15 protein-coding genes and 1 riboswitch are annotated in these 18,360 nt (G+C 52.1%); of the genes, 14 read left to right on the forward strand and 1 reads right to left on the reverse strand.

The features are described 5' to 3' along the window. Positions 1-344: 344 nt before the first annotated feature. Positions 345-1,280, reverse strand: a complete 936-nt coding sequence (gene corA, locus M891_RS0106110) for a magnesium/cobalt transporter CorA (protein ID WP_028538200.1) — start codon at positions 1,278-1,280, stop codon at positions 345-347. A 489-nt stretch (positions 1,281-1,769) separates the two neighbouring features. Further along, a riboswitch (SAM riboswitch) is annotated at positions 1,770-1,899 on the forward strand. Between the two features lie 120 nt (positions 1,900-2,019). Between corA and metA the strand changes: the two genes are divergently transcribed. The 14 genes from metA to M891_RS0106180 all read left to right on the forward strand — a co-directional run bounded on the left by metA (position 2,020) and on the right by M891_RS0106180 (position 18,323). After that, positions 2,020-2,955 carry a homoserine O-acetyltransferase MetA gene (gene metA, locus M891_RS0106115; RefSeq protein ID WP_016312945.1) on the forward strand — a complete coding sequence of 312 codons (936 nt, stop codon included), beginning with the start codon at positions 2,020-2,022 and terminating at the stop codon, positions 2,953-2,955. Positions 2,956-2,972: 17 nt separating this feature from the next. Further along, positions 2,973-4,163: an aminotransferase class I/II-fold pyridoxal phosphate-dependent enzyme gene (locus tag M891_RS0106120; RefSeq protein ID WP_028538201.1), complete on the forward strand. Its 1,191-nt coding sequence runs from the start codon at positions 2,973-2,975 to the stop codon at positions 4,161-4,163. Next, positions 4,160-5,323 (forward strand): trans-sulfuration enzyme family protein, encoded by a 1,164-nt coding sequence (locus M891_RS0106125; RefSeq protein ID WP_028538202.1) that lies wholly within the window; start codon positions 4,160-4,162, stop codon positions 5,321-5,323. Before M891_RS0106120 ends, M891_RS0106125 begins: the two co-directional genes overlap by 4 nt. Positions 5,324-5,520: 197 nt before the next feature. Next, entirely contained in the window at positions 5,521-6,657 is a 1,137-nt protein-coding gene (gene mqnC / locus M891_RS0106130; protein WP_028538203.1) for a cyclic dehypoxanthinyl futalosine synthase, read from the forward strand. A gap of 118 nt (positions 6,658-6,775) precedes the next feature. Beyond that, positions 6,776-7,687 carry a putative sporulation protein YtxC gene (locus tag M891_RS0106135; protein ID WP_028538204.1) on the forward strand — a complete coding sequence of 304 codons (912 nt, stop codon included), beginning with the start codon at positions 6,776-6,778 and terminating at the stop codon, positions 7,685-7,687. Between the two features lie 392 nt (positions 7,688-8,079). After that, complete coding sequence (thrS, locus tag M891_RS0106140) at positions 8,080-10,017, forward strand: threonine--tRNA ligase (protein ID WP_016312940.1); 1,938 nt, start codon at positions 8,080-8,082, stop codon at positions 10,015-10,017. A gap of 392 nt (positions 10,018-10,409) precedes the next feature. Beyond that, a complete protein-coding gene (locus tag M891_RS23415; protein ID WP_028538205.1) occupies positions 10,410-11,111 on the forward strand; it encodes a 3D domain-containing protein in 702 nt (233 codons plus the stop codon). A 139-nt stretch (positions 11,112-11,250) separates the two neighbouring features. Beyond that, positions 11,251-11,400 (forward strand): hypothetical protein, encoded by a 150-nt coding sequence (locus M891_RS25520; RefSeq protein WP_016312938.1) that lies wholly within the window; start codon positions 11,251-11,253, stop codon positions 11,398-11,400. A gap of 168 nt (positions 11,401-11,568) precedes the next feature. Further along, positions 11,569-12,516 carry a cell wall-active antibiotics response protein LiaF gene (gene liaF / locus M891_RS0106155; RefSeq protein WP_028538206.1) on the forward strand — a complete coding sequence of 316 codons (948 nt, stop codon included), beginning with the start codon at positions 11,569-11,571 and terminating at the stop codon, positions 12,514-12,516. Positions 12,517-12,520: 4 nt separating this feature from the next. Continuing rightward, complete coding sequence (locus M891_RS0106160; protein ID WP_028538207.1) at positions 12,521-13,588, forward strand: sensor histidine kinase; 1,068 nt, start codon at positions 12,521-12,523, stop codon at positions 13,586-13,588. Further along, the gene (locus M891_RS0106165) at positions 13,560-14,216 is read left to right on the forward strand and encodes a response regulator (protein ID WP_028538208.1); all 657 of its coding nucleotides are present in this window, start codon (positions 13,560-13,562) and stop codon (positions 14,214-14,216) included. Before M891_RS0106160 ends, M891_RS0106165 begins: the two co-directional genes overlap by 29 nt. Before the next feature lie 185 nt (positions 14,217-14,401). Beyond that, positions 14,402-16,024, forward strand: coding sequence for a S1C family serine protease (locus M891_RS0106170; RefSeq protein ID WP_028538209.1), 1,623 nt, complete (start codon positions 14,402-14,404; stop codon positions 16,022-16,024). Between the two features lie 149 nt (positions 16,025-16,173). Beyond that, the gene (locus M891_RS0106175; protein WP_016312933.1) at positions 16,174-16,863 is read left to right on the forward strand and encodes a response regulator transcription factor; all 690 of its coding nucleotides are present in this window, start codon (positions 16,174-16,176) and stop codon (positions 16,861-16,863) included. A 2-nt stretch (positions 16,864-16,865) separates the two neighbouring features. Next, positions 16,866-18,323, forward strand: a complete 1,458-nt coding sequence (locus tag M891_RS0106180; RefSeq protein ID WP_028538210.1) for a sensor histidine kinase — start codon at positions 16,866-16,868, stop codon at positions 18,321-18,323. Positions 18,324-18,360: the final 37 nt, after the last annotated feature.

Consider the following 18,360-nt stretch of genomic DNA (forward strand, 5'->3'; position numbering starts at 1 on the left):
CAGTTAAGAGCTGAATTTTGGGCGTTTTACAGCAAAATAACTGCACTTTTGCAGTTCGCGCACAACACAACTCACTTAGCACTCGCTGAATTCGATCAGCTTCGCAGACTCGTACGCACGTCCATCGCATACTCTGGCGCAAGTCCGTCACAGACCCAGGCGCACCGCAAGACGAGAGTCATGCCCCCATCTCACCCCAGGCCGGACGGGCTTCCTAACATTCGTCCCGCGAATCTAATCCCCTTCCATGGCTGAAGATGATTTCGCCCGCTTCGCGAGATCAACTGGCTAACGTCCCAACCCAAAAGGCCAACGCGGACGCTAGCCCGTGTTGGCCTTACTGTTTATATCCAATCTCTCTTCCGGAAGATGAAGTACATCCCTAAACCAAGCACGCCCATAATGCCAAGGACGATAAAATAGCCGTATCGCGAATGCAGCTCCGGCATATTGTCGAAGTTCATCCCGTAGATCCCGGTGATCAGTGTCAGCGGGATGAAAATCGTCGTAATCGCGGTGAACACGCGCATGATTTCGTTGGCGCGGTTGGCGATGGCGGCCTGGTAGGCCTCGCGTAAGTTGCCGACGAGCTCGCGGAACGTGTCGAAGTTCTCGGAGATCTTCACGGCGTTTTCGTAGATGTCGCTGAAGTATTTTTGCAGCTGGTCGTCGATTAGACGAAGGTCTTTCTTGTTCAAAATATTGATGACTTCCTTCTGCGGCCCCAGCACTTTCTTCAGCCACAAAATTTCACTTCGCAGCCCGATGATTTCGTTCAGGTGCGAACGTTTGGTATGCATCAGAATGTCTTCTTCCAGCTTCTCGATCTTCACTTCGATCCGGTCGCCGACGGTGAAGTAGTTATCAACCACCAGGTCGACCAGCAGGTACAGGAATCGGTCGGGCTCGCTGACCTCCTGCTCCCACAGGATCGGCTTCACCGCACGAAGTTCGTTGATCTTCTGTTTAGTAACTGTAATGATATAATGCCGTCCCAAGAAAATGTTCAATGCACGCAGGAAAATTTCCTCGTCATCATACCGAATGCTATTTACAACGATGAAATAGTGGTTGTCGTAGGTTTCAATCTTTGGCCGTTGCTCTTCTTCGCTTAAGCAGTCCTCCACAGCCAGATCGTGCAGCGAAAATAAAGGCTGCAGCAGGGCAAGGTCATCCACCCCCGCGTCGATCCAATAGAAGCCTTCTTCCGGAGGGGTGGTTGTTAATTCCACGTCCTCAACGGGGGTAAATACGCCGGCTAGAACATGACGGATTTTCATAAGCTCTCACTCCCTTTCCCCGGGCCTGAAGGCCTGGGATGCTCTTGTTGCAGCATAGGAAAGGGACCAACCGCGGGTTCGCCCGGCAACGATCAAAAAGGCGTTTATGCAAACACCGGGAAACGAAAGTGCCCTCTACGTTCCGCAGGCACCCAGCGGGTCGGTATCCTATGCAATTGTTTGACCTGGGTATTCCTCTGCGGACTCGGGTCGCCTTCCATTCTCGGTTTCACCTCGCTATAATCAGGTTACATGTTGATGCGTCAAACCCTAGGCCCGTCTGGGCCCAAAGGCACTTGTCTAGTATAACGCCAGCGAATGAAATGTTTCAACCCAAAAGTATACTATGTGCACGGGAGCCAAGCGGTCCATGAATACCGTGTGATTTTTCTCGCAGAGTTCTTGACGGAATGCCATCCGATACTTTAAAGTGAATGTCAGGGAGTACGGGCAACGGCCCAGACCCCGATCCTAACTAAATACAGCGAAATCTTATCAAGAGCAGGTGGAGGGACTAGCCCGATGATACCCGGCAACCGGCGATGACAACCATCGCAGCGGTGCTAATTCTTGCAGAACCGTCCGTATCGAATACGGGGCGGCTTCTGAGAGATGAGAGAGGCGCATACCGAATACGTAATGACCTTTCTCCCCGTGAGAGAGGTCATTTTTGTATACACGGCCCCTCGAAACGGATGTTGAGTTGAGAATGACGCTACGATTAAAGGAGTGAAACCACATGCCGATTAAAGTCCCGGATCATTTACCGGCCAAGGACGTGTTGACCAACGAGAATATTTTTGTCATGGATGAAAGCCGTGCCTATCATCAGGACATCCGCCCGCTGCGGATCGCGATTCTGAACCTGATGCCTACCAAGGAAACGACGGAGACCCAAATCCTGCGTTTGCTGGGGAACACGCCGCTTCAGGTGGAGATCGTTCTGCTTCATCCGAGCACGCATACCTCAAAAAATACGTCCGCAGAGCATCTGGAGATGTTCTACAAAACGTTTGGCGATATTCGCAATCGCCGCTTTGACGGCATGATCGTGACAGGGGCACCGGTCGAGCAATTGGATTTTGAAGAAGTGAACTACTGGGAAGAGTTGAAGGAAATCTTCGAGTGGTCCAAAACCCATGTCACTTCGACCATGCACATCTGTTGGGCCTCTCAGGCCGGATTGTATTACCACTATGGCGTTCGTAAGGTTCCCCTGGCGAAAAAATGCTTTGGGGTCTTCTCCCACACAGTCAACGATCCGAAGGTGAAGCTGCTGCGCGGATTTGATGAAGTATTCCAAGTCCCGCACTCCCGTCATACGGACGTGGAACGTTCGGACATTGAGCGGGTGCCGGAGCTGCAGATTCTAGCGGAATCGGAGGAAGCCGGCATTTACTTGGTCGCCACCCGTGACGGGAAGCAGATCTTCGTAACCGGGCATTCCGAATACGATCCGGATTCGTTGAAATGGGAGTATGACCGGGATATCGCGAAAGGCATGGACATCGATCTGCCGGTGAACTATTTCCCGAATAACGATCCGACACGCGCCCCGCGTTCTTCGTGGCGGGCCCATGCAAACTTATTATTTTCCAATTGGTTAAACTACTATGTGTATCAAGAAACGCCGTACGATATCGATCAAACGGCCGACTTTGTATATGAGATCTAAAAGTGGAGGGATTGCAGGTGGGGGAGAGAAACAAGGAATGGCGCATCGAGAGTAGATTGGCACAAATCGGATCGGTCGAAGAGCCGGTCACAGGCGCGGTGAATTATCCGATATATCAAGCCACGGCGTTTCGGCATCCGCGCCTGGGGCAAAGCACGGGCTTCGATTATATCCGTACGAAAAGCCCTACCCGCAAAGTGCTGGAAGATGCAGCGGCGGCTCTGGAATCCGGCGATGCCGGGTTTGCCTGTAGCTCCGGGATGGCCGCGTTGCAGACGGTATTTACGTTATTTTCGCAAGGCGACCATCTCATCGTATCGCTGGACCTTTACGGAGGCACGTATCGCTTGCTAGAGCGGATTATGTCCAAATTTGGCGTAACCGCATCTTATGTGGATACCAACGATTTGGATGCCCTTGAACGTGTACGTCAAGAGAACACGAAGGCCGTTATTATTGAAACGCCAACCAATCCGCTGATGATGATTACTGATCTTGAAGCGGTATCGACATGGGCGCGGTCCCACGGCCTGCTCACGATCGTGGACAATACGCTCATGACGCCGTATTTCCAGCGGCCGATTGAGCTTGGTGCTGACATTGTAGTTCACAGTGCAACCAAATATTTAGGCGGCCATAACGATGTCTTGGCCGGCCTGATCATTACCAAAGGCGAAGAGCTGTCCCAGGAGATGGCGATTCTGCACAACTCGATAGGCGCGGTGCTCAGCCCGTCCGATTCGTATCAGCTGATGCGCGGCATGAAGACGCTGGCGCTGCGGATGGAGCGGCACGAGAGCAACGCGCTGGCAATCGCCAAATTCCTACAGACCCATCCTCAAGTAGCCGAGGTGTTCCACCCGGGCTTGGAGGATCACCCAGGGTATGCGACGCAACGGAAGCAGTCGAGCGGCAACACGGGGATCTTCTCCTTCAAAGTCACGGATGCTCGGTACGTTGAACCGGTGTTACGCAATCTCAATCTGATTGCATTTGCCGAAAGCCTTGGCGGCGTCGAATCGCTGATGACCTATCCTGCGGTGCAGACCCATGCCGACATTCCGGAGGAAATCCGCAATGCGGTAGGCGTGGATGATCGGTTGCTGCGGTTCTCCGTGGGCATCGAGCATGTCGAGGATTTGATTGCGGACCTGAGTCATGCACTGGAAGCGGCACGGCAGGAAGTTGAAGGGGGACAAGGCGTATGAGCGGGCAGGAGAAACGGGACAACAAATTTGAAACGAAACTGATTCACTTCGGCAGTGAGGTGGACGAGGCTACCGGCGCATCCAGCGTACCGATTTATCAGGCGTCCACGTTCCATCATCACGATATTTTTAATCCGCCGCAGCACGACTACAGTCGTTCCGGGAATCCGACTCGGCAGGCGCTGGAGGATTACATTGCCGTATTGGAAGGCGGGGTCCAGGGCTTCGCGTTTGCCAGCGGGATGGCCGCGATTTCCACCACGCTGATGCTGCTCTCGGCTGGCGATCATCTTATCGTGACCGAAGATGTGTACGGGGGGACATATCGGCTGCTGTCCAATATTTTGACCCGGATGAACATTGAAACGACCTTCGTAGATATGACCCAGCCGGAACTGGTGAAGGCGGCTCTGAAACCTAACACGAAAGCTGTCTATATGGAAACGCCGTCCAATCCTACGTTAAAAATCACCGATATCGCGAAAATCTCCGCGTGGGCGCGGGAACATGGGTTGCTTAGCATCGTGGATAATACGTTTATGACGCCGTACTACCAGCGTCCGATTGAGCTGGGGACCGATATCGTGCTGCACAGCGCAACGAAATTCCTCGGCGGACACAGTGACGTGTTGGCCGGTCTGGCGGTAGCTCGGACGGAAGAAATAGCCCGTCAGCTGAAATATGTGCAGAACGGGCTTGGTACCGTCCTCGGCGCGCAGGATTCCTGGCTGCTGATGCGTGGCATGAAGACGTTGGGAGCGCGGATGGCGCACAGCGAAGTGAGCGCGCGTAAGCTGGCCGACTGGCTGAGTCGGCGGAGCGACATCGAAGCCGTGTACTATCCAGGCCTGCCGAATCACCCCGGCCGCGAGGTTCAGGAGAAGCAATCCACCGGGTATGGTGCGGTGGTCTCCTTCGACGTTGGGTCGGGCGAGCGGGCCAAGAAGCTGCTGAATCAAGTGAAGCTGCCGCTCGTTGCGGTCAGCCTGGGTGCCGTCGAGAGTATTCTCTCCTACCCGGCGATGATGTCGCATGCTTCGATGCCGCCGGAGGTTCGCGCCGAGCGGGGCATTACCGACGGGCTGCTGCGTTTCTCCGTCGGACTGGAGGACATCGACGATTTGCTCGCCGATTTGGATCAGGCGCTTGCCAACAGCTGAATAGGCTCGTGAACGAATTAAAAGGCCGCATTATGCGGCCTTTCTCGCTTTTTTCTATGAAGTGCCCTTGCTCCTTTGGCGTCTGTGCCGTGATTGGGTGCTGTTTTTCCTGGGCGGACTGTGTTACGATTGAATTAACATTTTAAATTTTCAGGTATCGCCTGGGATTCATTTATTTGTTCTAAGGAGGCAGTGAAATGACTGCAATCGACGATATATTAAACAAAGCGCTGCAGGGCGGACGCCTGGATTTGGAGGATACGATCCAATTGTTCGAATCCGACGAAGTGGAGAAGATCGGACATACCGCCAACATTTTGATGGAGCGCAAGCATCCTGAACCGATCACCACGTTTGTGATTGGGCGGAACATTAACTATACGAACATTTGTGACGTATATTGCCGGTTCTGCGCTTTTTACCGTCGGCCGGGCTCTGAGGAAGGGTATGTGCTTCCGGACGAAGTGATTTTTCAGAAAATCCAGGAAACGGTAGACGTCGGCGGCACTGAGATTCTGATGCAGGGCGGAACTAACCCGAATTTACCTTTTAGCTATTATACAAACTTATTGAAGGCGATTAAGGAGCGGTTCCCGAACATCACCATGCACTCGTTCTCTCCTGCGGAAATCATGAAGATGAAGGAAGTTTCCGACGGGCTTTCGCTGGAAGAGGTTTTGCGCGAGATTCATGCAGCAGGTCTGGATTCCTTGCCGGGCGGCGGAGCTGAAATTTTGGACGACCGCACACGTCGTAAAATCAGCCGCTTGAAAGGCTCTTGGAGAGACTGGATGGACGTGATGCAAACGGCCCATAAAATCGGCATGAACACAACCGCCACGATGGTGATCGGGTTCGGCGAGTCGATGGAAGAACGGGCGCTGCATCTGCTGCGTGTGCGGGAAGCACAGGATGAGTGCATCCAGAACGGGTATCCGTCCGAAGGATTCCTGGCCTTTATCCCATGGACGTTCCAGCCGGACAACACGAACCTGAAAGCGGAACGGCAAACGCCGGAATCCTATCTGAAGACAGTCGCGATCAGCCGGATTGTGTTGGATAACATCAAAAACCTGCAGTCCTCTTGGGTAACGATGGGTCCGGAAGTCGGCAAATTGTCGCTGCAATACGGATGTAACGACTTCGGCAGCACGATGATTGAGGAGAACGTTGTATCGTCCGCCGGTGCGACCCATAAAGTAAATATCGAATCGATCCTGTCGATCATTCGTTCCGCAGGCAAAGTTCCGGCGCAACGGAATACAAAATATGAGATTTTGCGCGTGTTTGATGAAGAAACGACGGTCGAACGCGATTTCATTATGCAAAACTAACTTGATCCGATTCTAAAATATTGCTGGCAGAACTGCCTTTCATTCCATGAACGGTTCCCGTATATCCGCTACCTTCCCACCATATACTTGGAGAAGGAAGCGGAAGGGGGCCAGATTCATGGATTTTTTTACTGTACGCGTCAATTGCGGTTCCGCCGAATCGGAGGAACGGTTCAAAGCTTGGTTACAGGAGGCCGTCAGCAGCTTACATAACCGTGAGGTACGGCTTCGCTTTCAAGCGGCCGCAGGCGGGATGCTGGAGGCGGTGCTCATGGGATGCCCGGAAGCCAGCAGCGGGGAGCAAGCTGCTGGCGATCTACAACTGATTGACTGTTTGTCGCAAGGTATCGCAGAGTACATCCTCCGCGAGAAGGAAGCAGAGATCGCCGCCAGAGTCATGCGACGGGATTACAGCTTCGAATCCCGCGAGGAAGCGGAGCAGGTGCATGACATGGTGAACCGGCTTCTGGCCGAAGATGCGGTTACCGGCTGTGCCCGTGATCAACGCAAAACGTTGGTACAAGAAGCACTGCGTGAGTATTTGCAGTCTTCTTCCCAGCTCCATCTAGAAGGGTTCGTCTGGTTTCGCCTCAAGGCTTATGAGGACAAGCTGCGTGAAATTGTAGACTATGCCGTAGACGAGTTTTTGCTCGACAAGCAATATGAGGAATTTATTGGGCTGCTGCAGTATTTTGTGTATTTCCAGGAGCCTTTGACCCCTTTAGTCCATTTGATGCATAAGCAGGAATCTGAATTTGCGATTCTGAACGAGCAATTTACGCCGATTCGTGTGCCGGCATCCGGCGGGGTTATCGCGCGGATTGCCGATCAGGAGATGCAGATGGAGGACGTGATCGTCAGCACCTTGATCTCCCTCTCCCCGGACCGGATCTTGATTCATACTCAGGAACCTGATGCCCAGGTGATTACGACGATCTCGCGGATATTTGGCGAGCGGGTGGAGATCTGCTTGTTATGTCCGCATTGCCAGCTATTCCATCAGGAGACGCGGCGCCTAGATCAAGGATAATGATGAAGACGTTTCTTGACGAACGGGGAAGTTCGCATTATAATTACTTGCATTAAGTGAACTACCTTAAATAGCGTGGACAAAGACATGAGCCAGAAGGCTTGAACGGTGCAGAGAGAGGGAACTTGGCTGGAATTCCCTTCGGATTCGCTTTTGGTTTACCCCTTTGTAGCTGTATTCCCGAACCTTCGTGAAGTAAGGAATACCGGTTCATTCCCGTTAACGAATGCCGAATTAAGGGCCATATCCGAGTGTGATGCACGGGTGAGTGTTGTGGATTGGCCGAATGAGGGTGGAACCACGGGTATATAACGCTCGTCCCTTTCCGGGACGGGCGTTTTTTAATTTGTCCGCTTCCGGTAACCAATTCTATTTTTAGGGAGGAAATCAAGGTGGCAGTATCAGTTGTTTTGCCGGACGGTTCGGTTCGGGAGTATGCGGAAGGCAGCAGTTTGGAGGATGTGGCGGCTTCGATCAGCAGCGGGTTGCGTAAAAATGCGCTGGCCGGGAAGATCGATGGTAAAGCTGTCGATTTAAATACGAAGCTGGTTGACGGCGCGAAAGTGGAAATCATTACGGCGGATTCCCAGGACGGACTGGAAATAATGCGTCACAGCTGTGCGCACTTGATGGCGCAGGCGGTAAAACGCCTGTACGGCAACAAAGAAGTGAAGCTGGGCGTCGGTCCGGTGATCGAGGACGGATTCTACTATGACATGGATCTGGAGCATCCGCTCAATCCAGAAGATCTGCAGAAGATTGAAAAAGAAATGGAACGCATTATCGGTGAAAACCTGCCGATTACTCGTCGTGAGGTGAGCCGTGAAGAAGCGTTAGCGATTTACACCGAGCTCGGGGATCCGTATAAGCTAGAGCTCATTCGCGACTTGCCGGAAGACAGCGTCATTTCGATTTATGATCAAGGCGAATTTTTCGACTTGTGCCGTGGGCCGCACGTGCCTTCGACCGGGAAGATTAAAGTGTTTAAGCTGCTCAGCGTGGCCGGTGCTTACTGGCGCGGCGATAGCAAAAACAAAATGCTGCAGCGCGTATACGGCACTGCCTTTATGAAGAAAGCAGATTTGGATCATCATCTGCACATGTTGGAGGAAGCGAAGAAACGCGACCACCGCAAGCTGGGTAAGGAACTTAATATCTTCACGTTCAACAACCTGGTTGGTCAAGGCTTGCCGATCTGGCTGCCGAAGGGAGCGACAGTTCGCCGGACGCTGGAACGTTATATCGTTGATATTGAAGAAAGACTGGGTTACCAGCATGTATACACTCCGGTGCTGGGGAACGTCGATTTGTATAAAACATCGGGTCACTGGGAGCATTATCAAGAAGACATGTTCCCGAAAATGGCGATTGATACGGAGGAATTCGTACTTCGTCCGATGAACTGCCCGCACCACATGATGGTGTATAAGAGCGATATGCGCAGCTACCGCGACTTGCCGATCCGTATCGCCGAGCTGGGGATGCAGCATCGCTATGAAATGTCCGGTGCTTTAACCGGCTTGCACCGCGTACGTTCGATGACGCTGAACGATGCCCATATTTTCTGCCGTTTGGATCAAATCAAAGATGAGTTTAAGCGCGTTCTAGATCTGATCAAGCAGGTGTACAACGATTTTGGCATTCACGAGTACCGGTTCCGGCTGTCTTACCGTGATCCTCAAGATACGGAGAAATACTACCAAAACGATGAAATGTGGAATACGGCGCAGCGGATGCTTCGCGAAGTTGTAGAAGAAGCCGGCTTGCCGTTCTTCGAAGCGGAAGGCGAAGCCGCGTTCTACGGACCGAAGCTGGACGTACAGATCAAAACGGCGCTGGGCAAGGAAGAGACGCTGTCGACAGTGCAAATTGACTTCCTGCTGCCGGAACGTTTCGAGCTGGAATACGTGGGTGACGACGGTCAGAAGCATCGTCCGGTCGTGCTGCACCGTGGTATTCTCGGGACGATGGAACGCTTTACGGCCTTCCTGCTGGAGAACTTCGCAGGGAATCTGCCGCTCTGGCTGGCTCCGGTTCAAGCGAAAGTGCTTCCGGTATCCAGCAACTTTGACGCTTATGCTCGTCAGGTTGAAGATAAACTGCGGGCTGCCGGCATCCGCGCCGAAAGCGATCTGCGCAACGAGAAGCTCGGCTATAAGATCCGCGAAGCTCAGCTAGAGAAGCTGCCATACATGCTCGTCGTAGGCGAAAACGAGCAAAGCGCCGGCACCGTCTCTGTCCGCAAACGCGGCCAAGGCGACCTGGGCGCTAAAGCGGTGGAAGAAGTGATTGCTCAGCTGCAAGAAGAAATCCGGAACCACGTGATTTAATTCGTCTGTAAGCTGATAGAGGCTAAAATGTTGTACGAAATACAATATTTTAGCCTTTTTTATTGCGGTAAGGAAGGAGAGTTCAACGAACGAAGTCTACTCCACTTATAAACGCTCCAACTGCAAAAGTGCAGTTCGCGATGTGCAAAATTCCGATCTTAATAGAGCTTTAATGTAAAAGTGCATTCCGTTATAGGGGGGTTAACAGAACCGGAGGTTTTGAGCGGGAACAAACTGTATTTTTACATCAAAAGGGCCCCAGGTGCGGGATTTGAGCAAAAATAACTGCACTTTTGCAGTTGAGAGCGGATCGTGAGCATCGTGCTGGAAAGCCAGGATGTATAGAATTGGGCGTATGTGGAAAACCTTTCGAATAAGGGGGAGGTTTTCTCATGCGCCAATTTCATTTCTGGCACAAGTTTAGTACACGCTGTTTGCTTGCAGGATTGCTTGTATTTACGATGGCAGCGGATCTGCCGGCTGGGGGCTTCCAGCCGCAAAGCATATACGCCAACCAGCAATATCGGAATTACGCAGAATGGCTGGAGCTGAAGCAATCGCAGCAACTGCAAGCGGTAAGAACAACACGACAATACCAATATCAACGGGGGATCATAATGAACCCGGAACATAAACAGGCTCAACAAGCTCAGCCTGAACGCAAGAAAAAAGCGGTGGAAACCGTCAAAGTACTGGCAACCGGTTATACCGCCGGCTATGAATCCACCGGCAAGAAGCCCAACCATCCGCAATACGGCATTACGTATTCGGGTGTTCGGGTGCGGCGTGACAAAGATACCGTCTCGACGATTGCTGCCGACTTAAAGATTTTTCCGATTGGTACGATCCTTTATATTCCGGGGTATGGCTACGGGGTCGTTGCTGATAAAGGCTCAGCAATCCGCGGGCACAAAATCGACCTTTATTTTGACACCATCAAGCAGGTTTATAAGGAATGGGGCAAAAAAGAGGTTGAGGTCCAGGTGGTCCGTAAAGGAGACGGCAAGTTAACCGAAGAGATGCTGAAGGAGCTTGGCAAAGCGATGGAAGTGAACAAGGAAATTCCCGAAAACCTTTGGGATAAGGCGATTTAAGCTTCGCCCACCTTCGCTTTTCGCTCGCATAATTCATCTTCCCAGTTCGCATAATAAGGTTCGTGGCCCACGACTAGGGGGCTGCGAAAACGCCGACGAATCCACAAAATTGGCGTATGCGAGAGGGAGGTGAAGAATCATGGCAAATCAAAAGAAAGCCGCTTCTCCAGGTTACAAAACACCGAACGAGAAGTTTAATGAGGAATTTGCTGAAGAAAGTACAGCAACCGTTGCTCAGAAAGCGAAAGCTTCTCGCAATGCAACGACTCCAGTGAACAAACAACAATAATGATCGCATAGAGCGAAAAGAGCGTCCCAATAAGGGGCGCTTTTTACATATATTCCCTTTCCCCTCGGTCTCGAGACCGATCAAGCTTTCCATCCCGCGCCGCTGTTCATCACCTTATCCTTCAGGTAAACTGGCATTAGTAAGAGGCAGTCCATTGGAGGTTACGATATGAGAAATGGGTTATTTGGAAGATTAATTGGAGGGATGGTGCTGGTCGGGATCGGGGGCGTGTTTCTTCTGAATCAGCTCGGAGTGACCGATTTCAGCATCGGTGAAATGTTCGCGACTTACTGGCCCTTGTTTCTGATATTAGGAGGGTTGGCGAACTTAACTAACGGCGGCTGGCGGGGCGGTAACTTTATCGGCAGTGTCGTATTACTGCTCATCGGCGGGTATTTTCTGGCTCGCAATCTGAATTTTATCGACTTAAGTCCGGGCGACTTTTTCCGCTTCTTCTTCCCGGTGATATTGATCATCGGCGGGCTGTTCGTCATATTCAGACCGCGTGATCCGGATCGGCACAAACGGCGCGACGATTCTCCGCCGCCTCCGATGCCGCCGCTTGATCCACCGCCGCCAACATTCCATCCGGAGATGGAGTCTCCGCTGGATTCAATTTTTGGCTCGATGGAGAAGGAGAAAGAGAAGGAAGAAGCAGCGAAGCAGGAAAAATCGCGTTTTTCCTCTCCAAATTTTGGGCATCACCAGCAGGATAGCGGTTTAGGAGGTCATGGACCGGTCATCCAGAAGAGTGGTTTTATCGGTGATGTTCACTTGGGTCAGGATTATTTCCAACTGAAACCGATGAATATCTCCCATTTTATCGGCGATACGATTATTGACCTGACGAAGGCGCAAATTCCTTACGGGGAAACCAAAATTAACGTTTCGTCTTTCATCGGCGATGTAAAAGTGTTCATCCCTGACGATATGGATATCGGGATTGTGGCCACTTCCAGCGCGTTCATCGGCGATTTGAAAGTGCTGACGCAGAAGCAAGGCGGCTTCATGAGCAGCGTCACCGCGGAATCTCCGTATTATGGCGAAGCCAGCAAGCGGATTAAGCTGATTGTCAGCGTATTTGTCGGCGACGTTAAAGTGAACATGGTAGGGTAACCTGATGATTGTGCGGCGGATCTTGATGAATACGAAGTGGGAGCTGTTGTGTTATTTCTTGCTCACCGGCAGCCTGACGGCGGTTGCCTTCTATATCGGAACGACGACCGGGGTCATCGTAGTTAGCGATTCCTCGGTGTGGATTTACGATATGGCAGGCATCGTCGTTTTAGCGCTGATTATTGGCTATATTGCCGGTCGGCGCATCCAGGGGAAGATCGATCACTTACACCTGAACATGCTGCAGGTCGCCAAGGGGAACTTATCGGTGCGGATGCCGGAAACGGCAGATCAGACCTTTAACGGAGTGTATCAGGAATTTAACAACATGATAGAAGCCATGGAGAAAAAAATGCAGCTGCTTCAACAGCTCGGCGAGCAAGAGGTTGTTGAGAAGGAGCAGGCTGCAGAAAAAGCGGTGCTGGAGGAACGCAGACGGCTGGCCCGCGATTTGCACGATACCGTCAGCCAGCAGCTCTTTGCCATTCATATGGCGGCTTCCTCTTTGCCGAAGGTGCTGGAAAACAACGCAGCCCAGGCAGAAACGGTGCTGAATCAACTGATCCAGATGTCGAATACGGCGCAAAAGCAGATGCGTGCCCTCATCGCCCAGTTACGTCCAATGGAGCTGGTTGGCAAATCATTGGCTGAGGCGTTGGATCAGTGGTTTCCTGACTATTGCCGGCAGAACGGACTCAAAGGGATTAAGGATATGGACATCCAGGGAGACATGTCGGAAGCGAAAGAACATCAGCTGTTCCTTATCATCCAGGAAGCGATGGCGAATATTGTGAAGCATGCCGGAGCCAGCATGGTCAGCCTGTCGTTGCGAGAAGGTCCGCGTCAAGTGGTGCTTAGTATCAGTGATGACGGACAAGGCTTTAGCAACACGCATCAGAAGCAGGGCTCCTACGGGTTAACGACAATGAAGGAGCGGGCGGAGAAGCTTGGCGGCCATGTGGAAATCATTAGTAAGCCTGGAGCAGGAACGACAATTCGGGTGCATATTCCGAAGTTTGAGGAAGGAAAAGGGGGAGCCGCGGATGAGCAAGATCAAGGTGATGATCGTTGATGACCATGACATGGTACGAATGGGGTTAAAGACGTATTTGATGCAAGACCCGGGGTTTGAGGTGATCGCCGAGGCCGGAGACGGGCGTGAGGCGGTAGAGATGTTGGAACGAGGATTGCCGGAGGGGCTGCCCGACATCATACTGATGGATTTGATGATGCCGGAAATGAACGGAGCCGAAGCAACCAAGGAAGTGCGGAATCGGTTTCCGGATATGAAAATCGTGATTCTCACCAGCTTCCTGGAGGATGATCTCGTTGTGCAGGCGGTTGAGGCCGGCGCGGTCAGTTATGTGCTGAAGACCGTCTCCGCCGAGGAGTTGATTTATGCGCTGCAAGGGGCCTTCCGCGGGATGCCAGTGATGACAGGTGAAGTGGCCCAAGCGCTCACCCGCGGCCTCCGTCAGCGTACCGTACAAGGGGATGACTCGGGGATGACCGAGCGGGAGAAGGAAGTGCTGCTGTTAATCGCCGAGGGAAAAAGCAACAAGGACATCGCTGAAGAGCTGCATATCAGCATCAAGACAGTCAAAACCCACGTCAGCAACCTGCTGATGAAATGCGAGCTGGAGGACCGCACGCAGTTGGCCATCTATGCCCACCGGCAAGGTTGGGTAGGGCGTTCATAGATTGATTAGACGGAAATAGCGCCTGATGGGGCGCTATTTTTTAATCTGTAATGCACCATTCTAGCTTTTATCTCCTTTTTAATTGTTTTTAATGTATGTTTAAGGTTTCTGGTACAGAATAAAAATCAAGAAAGCAAGAAAAACAAGTTACCCCTGAACCACTCGGGGGAAGGAGGTCAATCAAGATGGATGATCAAAAAAATAAATCGAGCCAACCTTTTGAAGAGGACGCGAACAATACCAATGAACCGAAGCGTCAAGAATCTTCGGAGTCGAGCTCTTCCTATTATTATTCTTACGGACCTTTTCAATCCTATGGAAAAAACAACGAGGAGTCTGGACAAACAACAGGATACTCACAGAGTCAACCTGAAGAAGTAGAAGTGACGAAACCGCAGCCGCTGAAACCTTATCCTTCTTCCTATGAAATGATTCGCAGCGCGGCTGAATCCACAAGCGGATCAAATGGAGATGGACGCAGCAGCTTGCCGGCTGCCAAGAGTGCGAACTGGCAATACAACACTAAACCGCAGCGTAAATCCTCCGTTCGTTCGGTGATCGCCGGTGTCTTAGCCGGCATGCTGATCATGACCGGCGCGATGTTTTATGCGGACCGTGCGAACTTGTTTACCCCGGATCAGGCGGCATCCTCTTCGGTACCGGCATCAAGCAATACATCCAATAGCAGTGGTTCCGATTCGTCCGGCAAAGCAACGGCTGCACTGTATCCGGTAACGGATTCCGGTGAGGTGACGAAAGTCGTGAATCAAGCAGGTCCGGCCGTTGTTAAAATTGAAACGTTAACGGATGCCAGCAAGCAAAGAAGCAGCAACCCGTACAGTAACGATCCCTTCTACCGTTACTTCTTTGGCGATGACTTCTTTGGCTCTGGCGGCAATGGCAGCAACAACGGCGGCTCCTCGGGTTCGAGTCAACTCGTGCCGACAGGGATTGGATCGGGATTTATTTTCGATAAAACGGGTTACATCTTAACGAATGAACACGTGGTGCATAACGCCGATGTGGTGCAGGTTACCGTCCAAGGGACAGATAAGCCTTATGAGGCTAAAGTGCTGGGTACCAGCTATGAGCTGGACTTGGCTGTATTGAAAATCGACGGTGACAATAACTTCCCTTCGATTCCGTTGGGCAACTCGGACAACACGCAGGTTGGGGAGTGGCTGGTCGCGATTGGGAACCCGCAGGGCTTTGACCACACGGTGACGGCCGGGGTGCTGAGCGCGAAGGAGCGCGACATTAAGATCGCCGGGGAAAACGGCGAGAAAGACCGCGAGTACGAGCACTTGCTGCAAACCGACGCTTCGATCAACCCGGGGAACTCCGGTGGTCCGCTCTTGAACCTGAACGGTGAAGTCATTGGGATTAACGTCGCTGTCAGCTCGGATGCACAGGGGATTGGTTTTGCAATTCCAACCAGCACGGTGACCGAAGTGTTGGAAAAACTGAAAAACAACGAGAAAATTCCGCAAAAGCCGGTACCATTCATCGGAGCAACTTTGATGACGATGACTGAGGAAGTTGCGAAGCAAATGCAAACCGACGTGAAGGAAGGCTCCATTGTGACGGATGTGGTATTCAAATCGCCGGCTTATAACGCCGACCTGCGTCCGTACGATATCATTACCGGAGCGAACGGAACGAAATTTGCGACCAAAGAGAAATTGATTGAGTTTATTCAAAAACAACAAGTTGGTGCGAAAGTTACGCTCAACGTTGTACGTAACGGCAAGAACATTGATCTTGAGGTTACGATTGGCGATAAGAACGAGTTTACCAACGTAAACTAATTCGCACAGGAAGCAGCCAAGGCGGTAGAGGCGGCAGGAGCAGCCTGCCGCCTTTTTGGCTTCCAGATGCGGGTTAGCCGTTCGATTTGGTACAATGGAGAGAGTAGAGCTTGCTGCAGGGCAAGCGGAAGGCAAAGGAGAGATAGCTCGTGAGATCGGCGATTTTGGTCATAGATGATGATGAGAAAATTACGTCGATGCTGCGGCGCGGCCTCGCATTTGAAGGCTATGACGTGTATACAGCTCAGAACGGAGCGGAAGGACTGTCCATGATGCTGAGCGCCGACCCGGATTTGATTATTTTGGACGTGATGATGCCCAAGGTAGATGGATTCGAGGTCTGCCGTCGGCTGCGCGAGGGCGGAAGTACTGTGCCGGTGCTGATGTTAACCGCCAAGGATGAGGTCGAGAACCGGGTAAAAGGCCTGGATATCGGGGCCGACGATTATCTCGTCAAACCGTTTGCGCTGGAGGAGCTGCTGGCTCGGGTTCGGGCATTGCTACGACGGAAGGACACGGGCGTCGGGTCCGGCAGCCAGCGTTTGATCTTTGAGGACATCATCATGGACCTGGATTCCCGGGAGGTGACACGGGCTGGTCAACGGCTAGAGCTGACGGCGAAGGAATTCGAGCTGCTCCATCTGTTCATGCAAAATCCGAAACGTTTGCTCACCCGAGATTTAATTATGGATAAAATTTGGGGGTACGACTACAGCGGGGAGTCGAATGTGCTGGAGGTCTATATTGCCATGCTCCGTCAGAAGACGGAGGAGCACGGCGGCAAGCGCGTCATTCAAACGATCCGCGGGGCCGGTTACATCCTGAGAGGAGAGGCTTAAGTATGTCGATCCGGCTGCGGCTAACTGCATGGTATACCGGAATTTTGGCCGTCACGTTGATCCTGTTCAGCGCTTCGATCTATGGACTGGTTAGATACAATACGTATCAGGAAGTGAGAAACCGGTTGGAGGATCAGGCCAATCGGATTAAGAACTCCCAAAGCTACAGCATCACCCAGGGGCTTGACTTGTATTTGGATCCGATGCAGGCGAATCGGTTGGAGGACGCCCAACTGTTTGTGCAGATCCACAATTATACGGACGGTCACACGCGATATTCGCAAAACTTGCTGAATTGGAACATGAAGTTTCCGGTTCCCGCCGGGGATTCGGTGAGCAAAATTGCGGGCTTTAAACGAGTGCAGTTGTACAATCATTCCTTCTTGCTGTATCAGCTCCCGATCACCTTGGATAACCAGTTGATTGGCTTAATTCAGTTAGCCGCTTATACGGGCGCTGAAGACAAGCTGATGGGCCGGATGAGTACCGTGCTGGTATTTGGTTCCATCGTTACGATTCTCGCGGCCAGTTCGCTGGGGTATTTTCTGGCGCGCAAATCGATGGCACCTATTGGTAAGGTCATTGAGGCGGCCAACGGTATTCAGACCGGGAATGACTTGAGCGTCAGAATTGACTACGAGGGGCCAAATGATGAAATTGGCCAACTGATCGGCACCGTGAACAACATGCTGGCCCGAACCGAAGGCTTCTATAGGGAGTTGGATGAAGCTTATTCGGCTCAGCGCCGATTCGTCTCAGATGCTTCCCACGAACTGCGGACGCCGCTGACGACGATACGCGGCAATGTGGATTTATTAAAACGGATGTGGTCCCAGGATATGGAGCAGCGTGGCCCAAGTGAAGAAGAGCGGGTACGCAGCTTCTCATTGGAGGCGGTGGACGACATCGCCGCAGAGTCCGAGCGGATGAGCCGTTTGGTGAACGACTTGTTGTCACTGGCCCGGGCCGATGCAGGGCAGACGTTAACGAAGGAACACATCCAGCTGGCTCCGGTCGTGGAGGAAGTGGTCCGCCGGGCACAATTTTTGCCAAGGAAAGCGGAGTGGGTCCAGGGAGATCTGCAAGCGCTGGACGGCGTGACGGTAAATGGCAGCAAGGATTATTTGCAGCAGATGCTGTTTATTTTTATTGAAAATGCATTTAAATATACCGAGCAGGGCAGCGTCACGATCGATGCGATTCGATCTGGGGGACAGATTGGCATCCGCATTGCGGATACGGGCATCGGAATGGATCGCAGCGAGGTACCGCATATTTTTGAACGCTTTTATCGGGCGGATCCGTCTCGCGGGATGATACAAGGGACTGGATTGGGCTTGTCGATTGCCAAGTGGATCATCGACGAGCATGAAGGCTCGGTGGAAGTGTTGACCAAACGAGGTGAAGGGACGACCTTTATCATCTGGCTCCCTATTGTCTTTAATGCTCTGCCGGAATAGTTTATAATAGAGTGGCTCCCCTCCGTCAGGAATCTGG

The organism is Paenibacillus sp. J14 (genome assembly GCF_000518465.1).
In the GTDB taxonomy this organism is placed as follows: Bacteria; Bacillota; Bacilli; order Paenibacillales; family Paenibacillaceae; genus Fontibacillus; species Fontibacillus barengoltzii.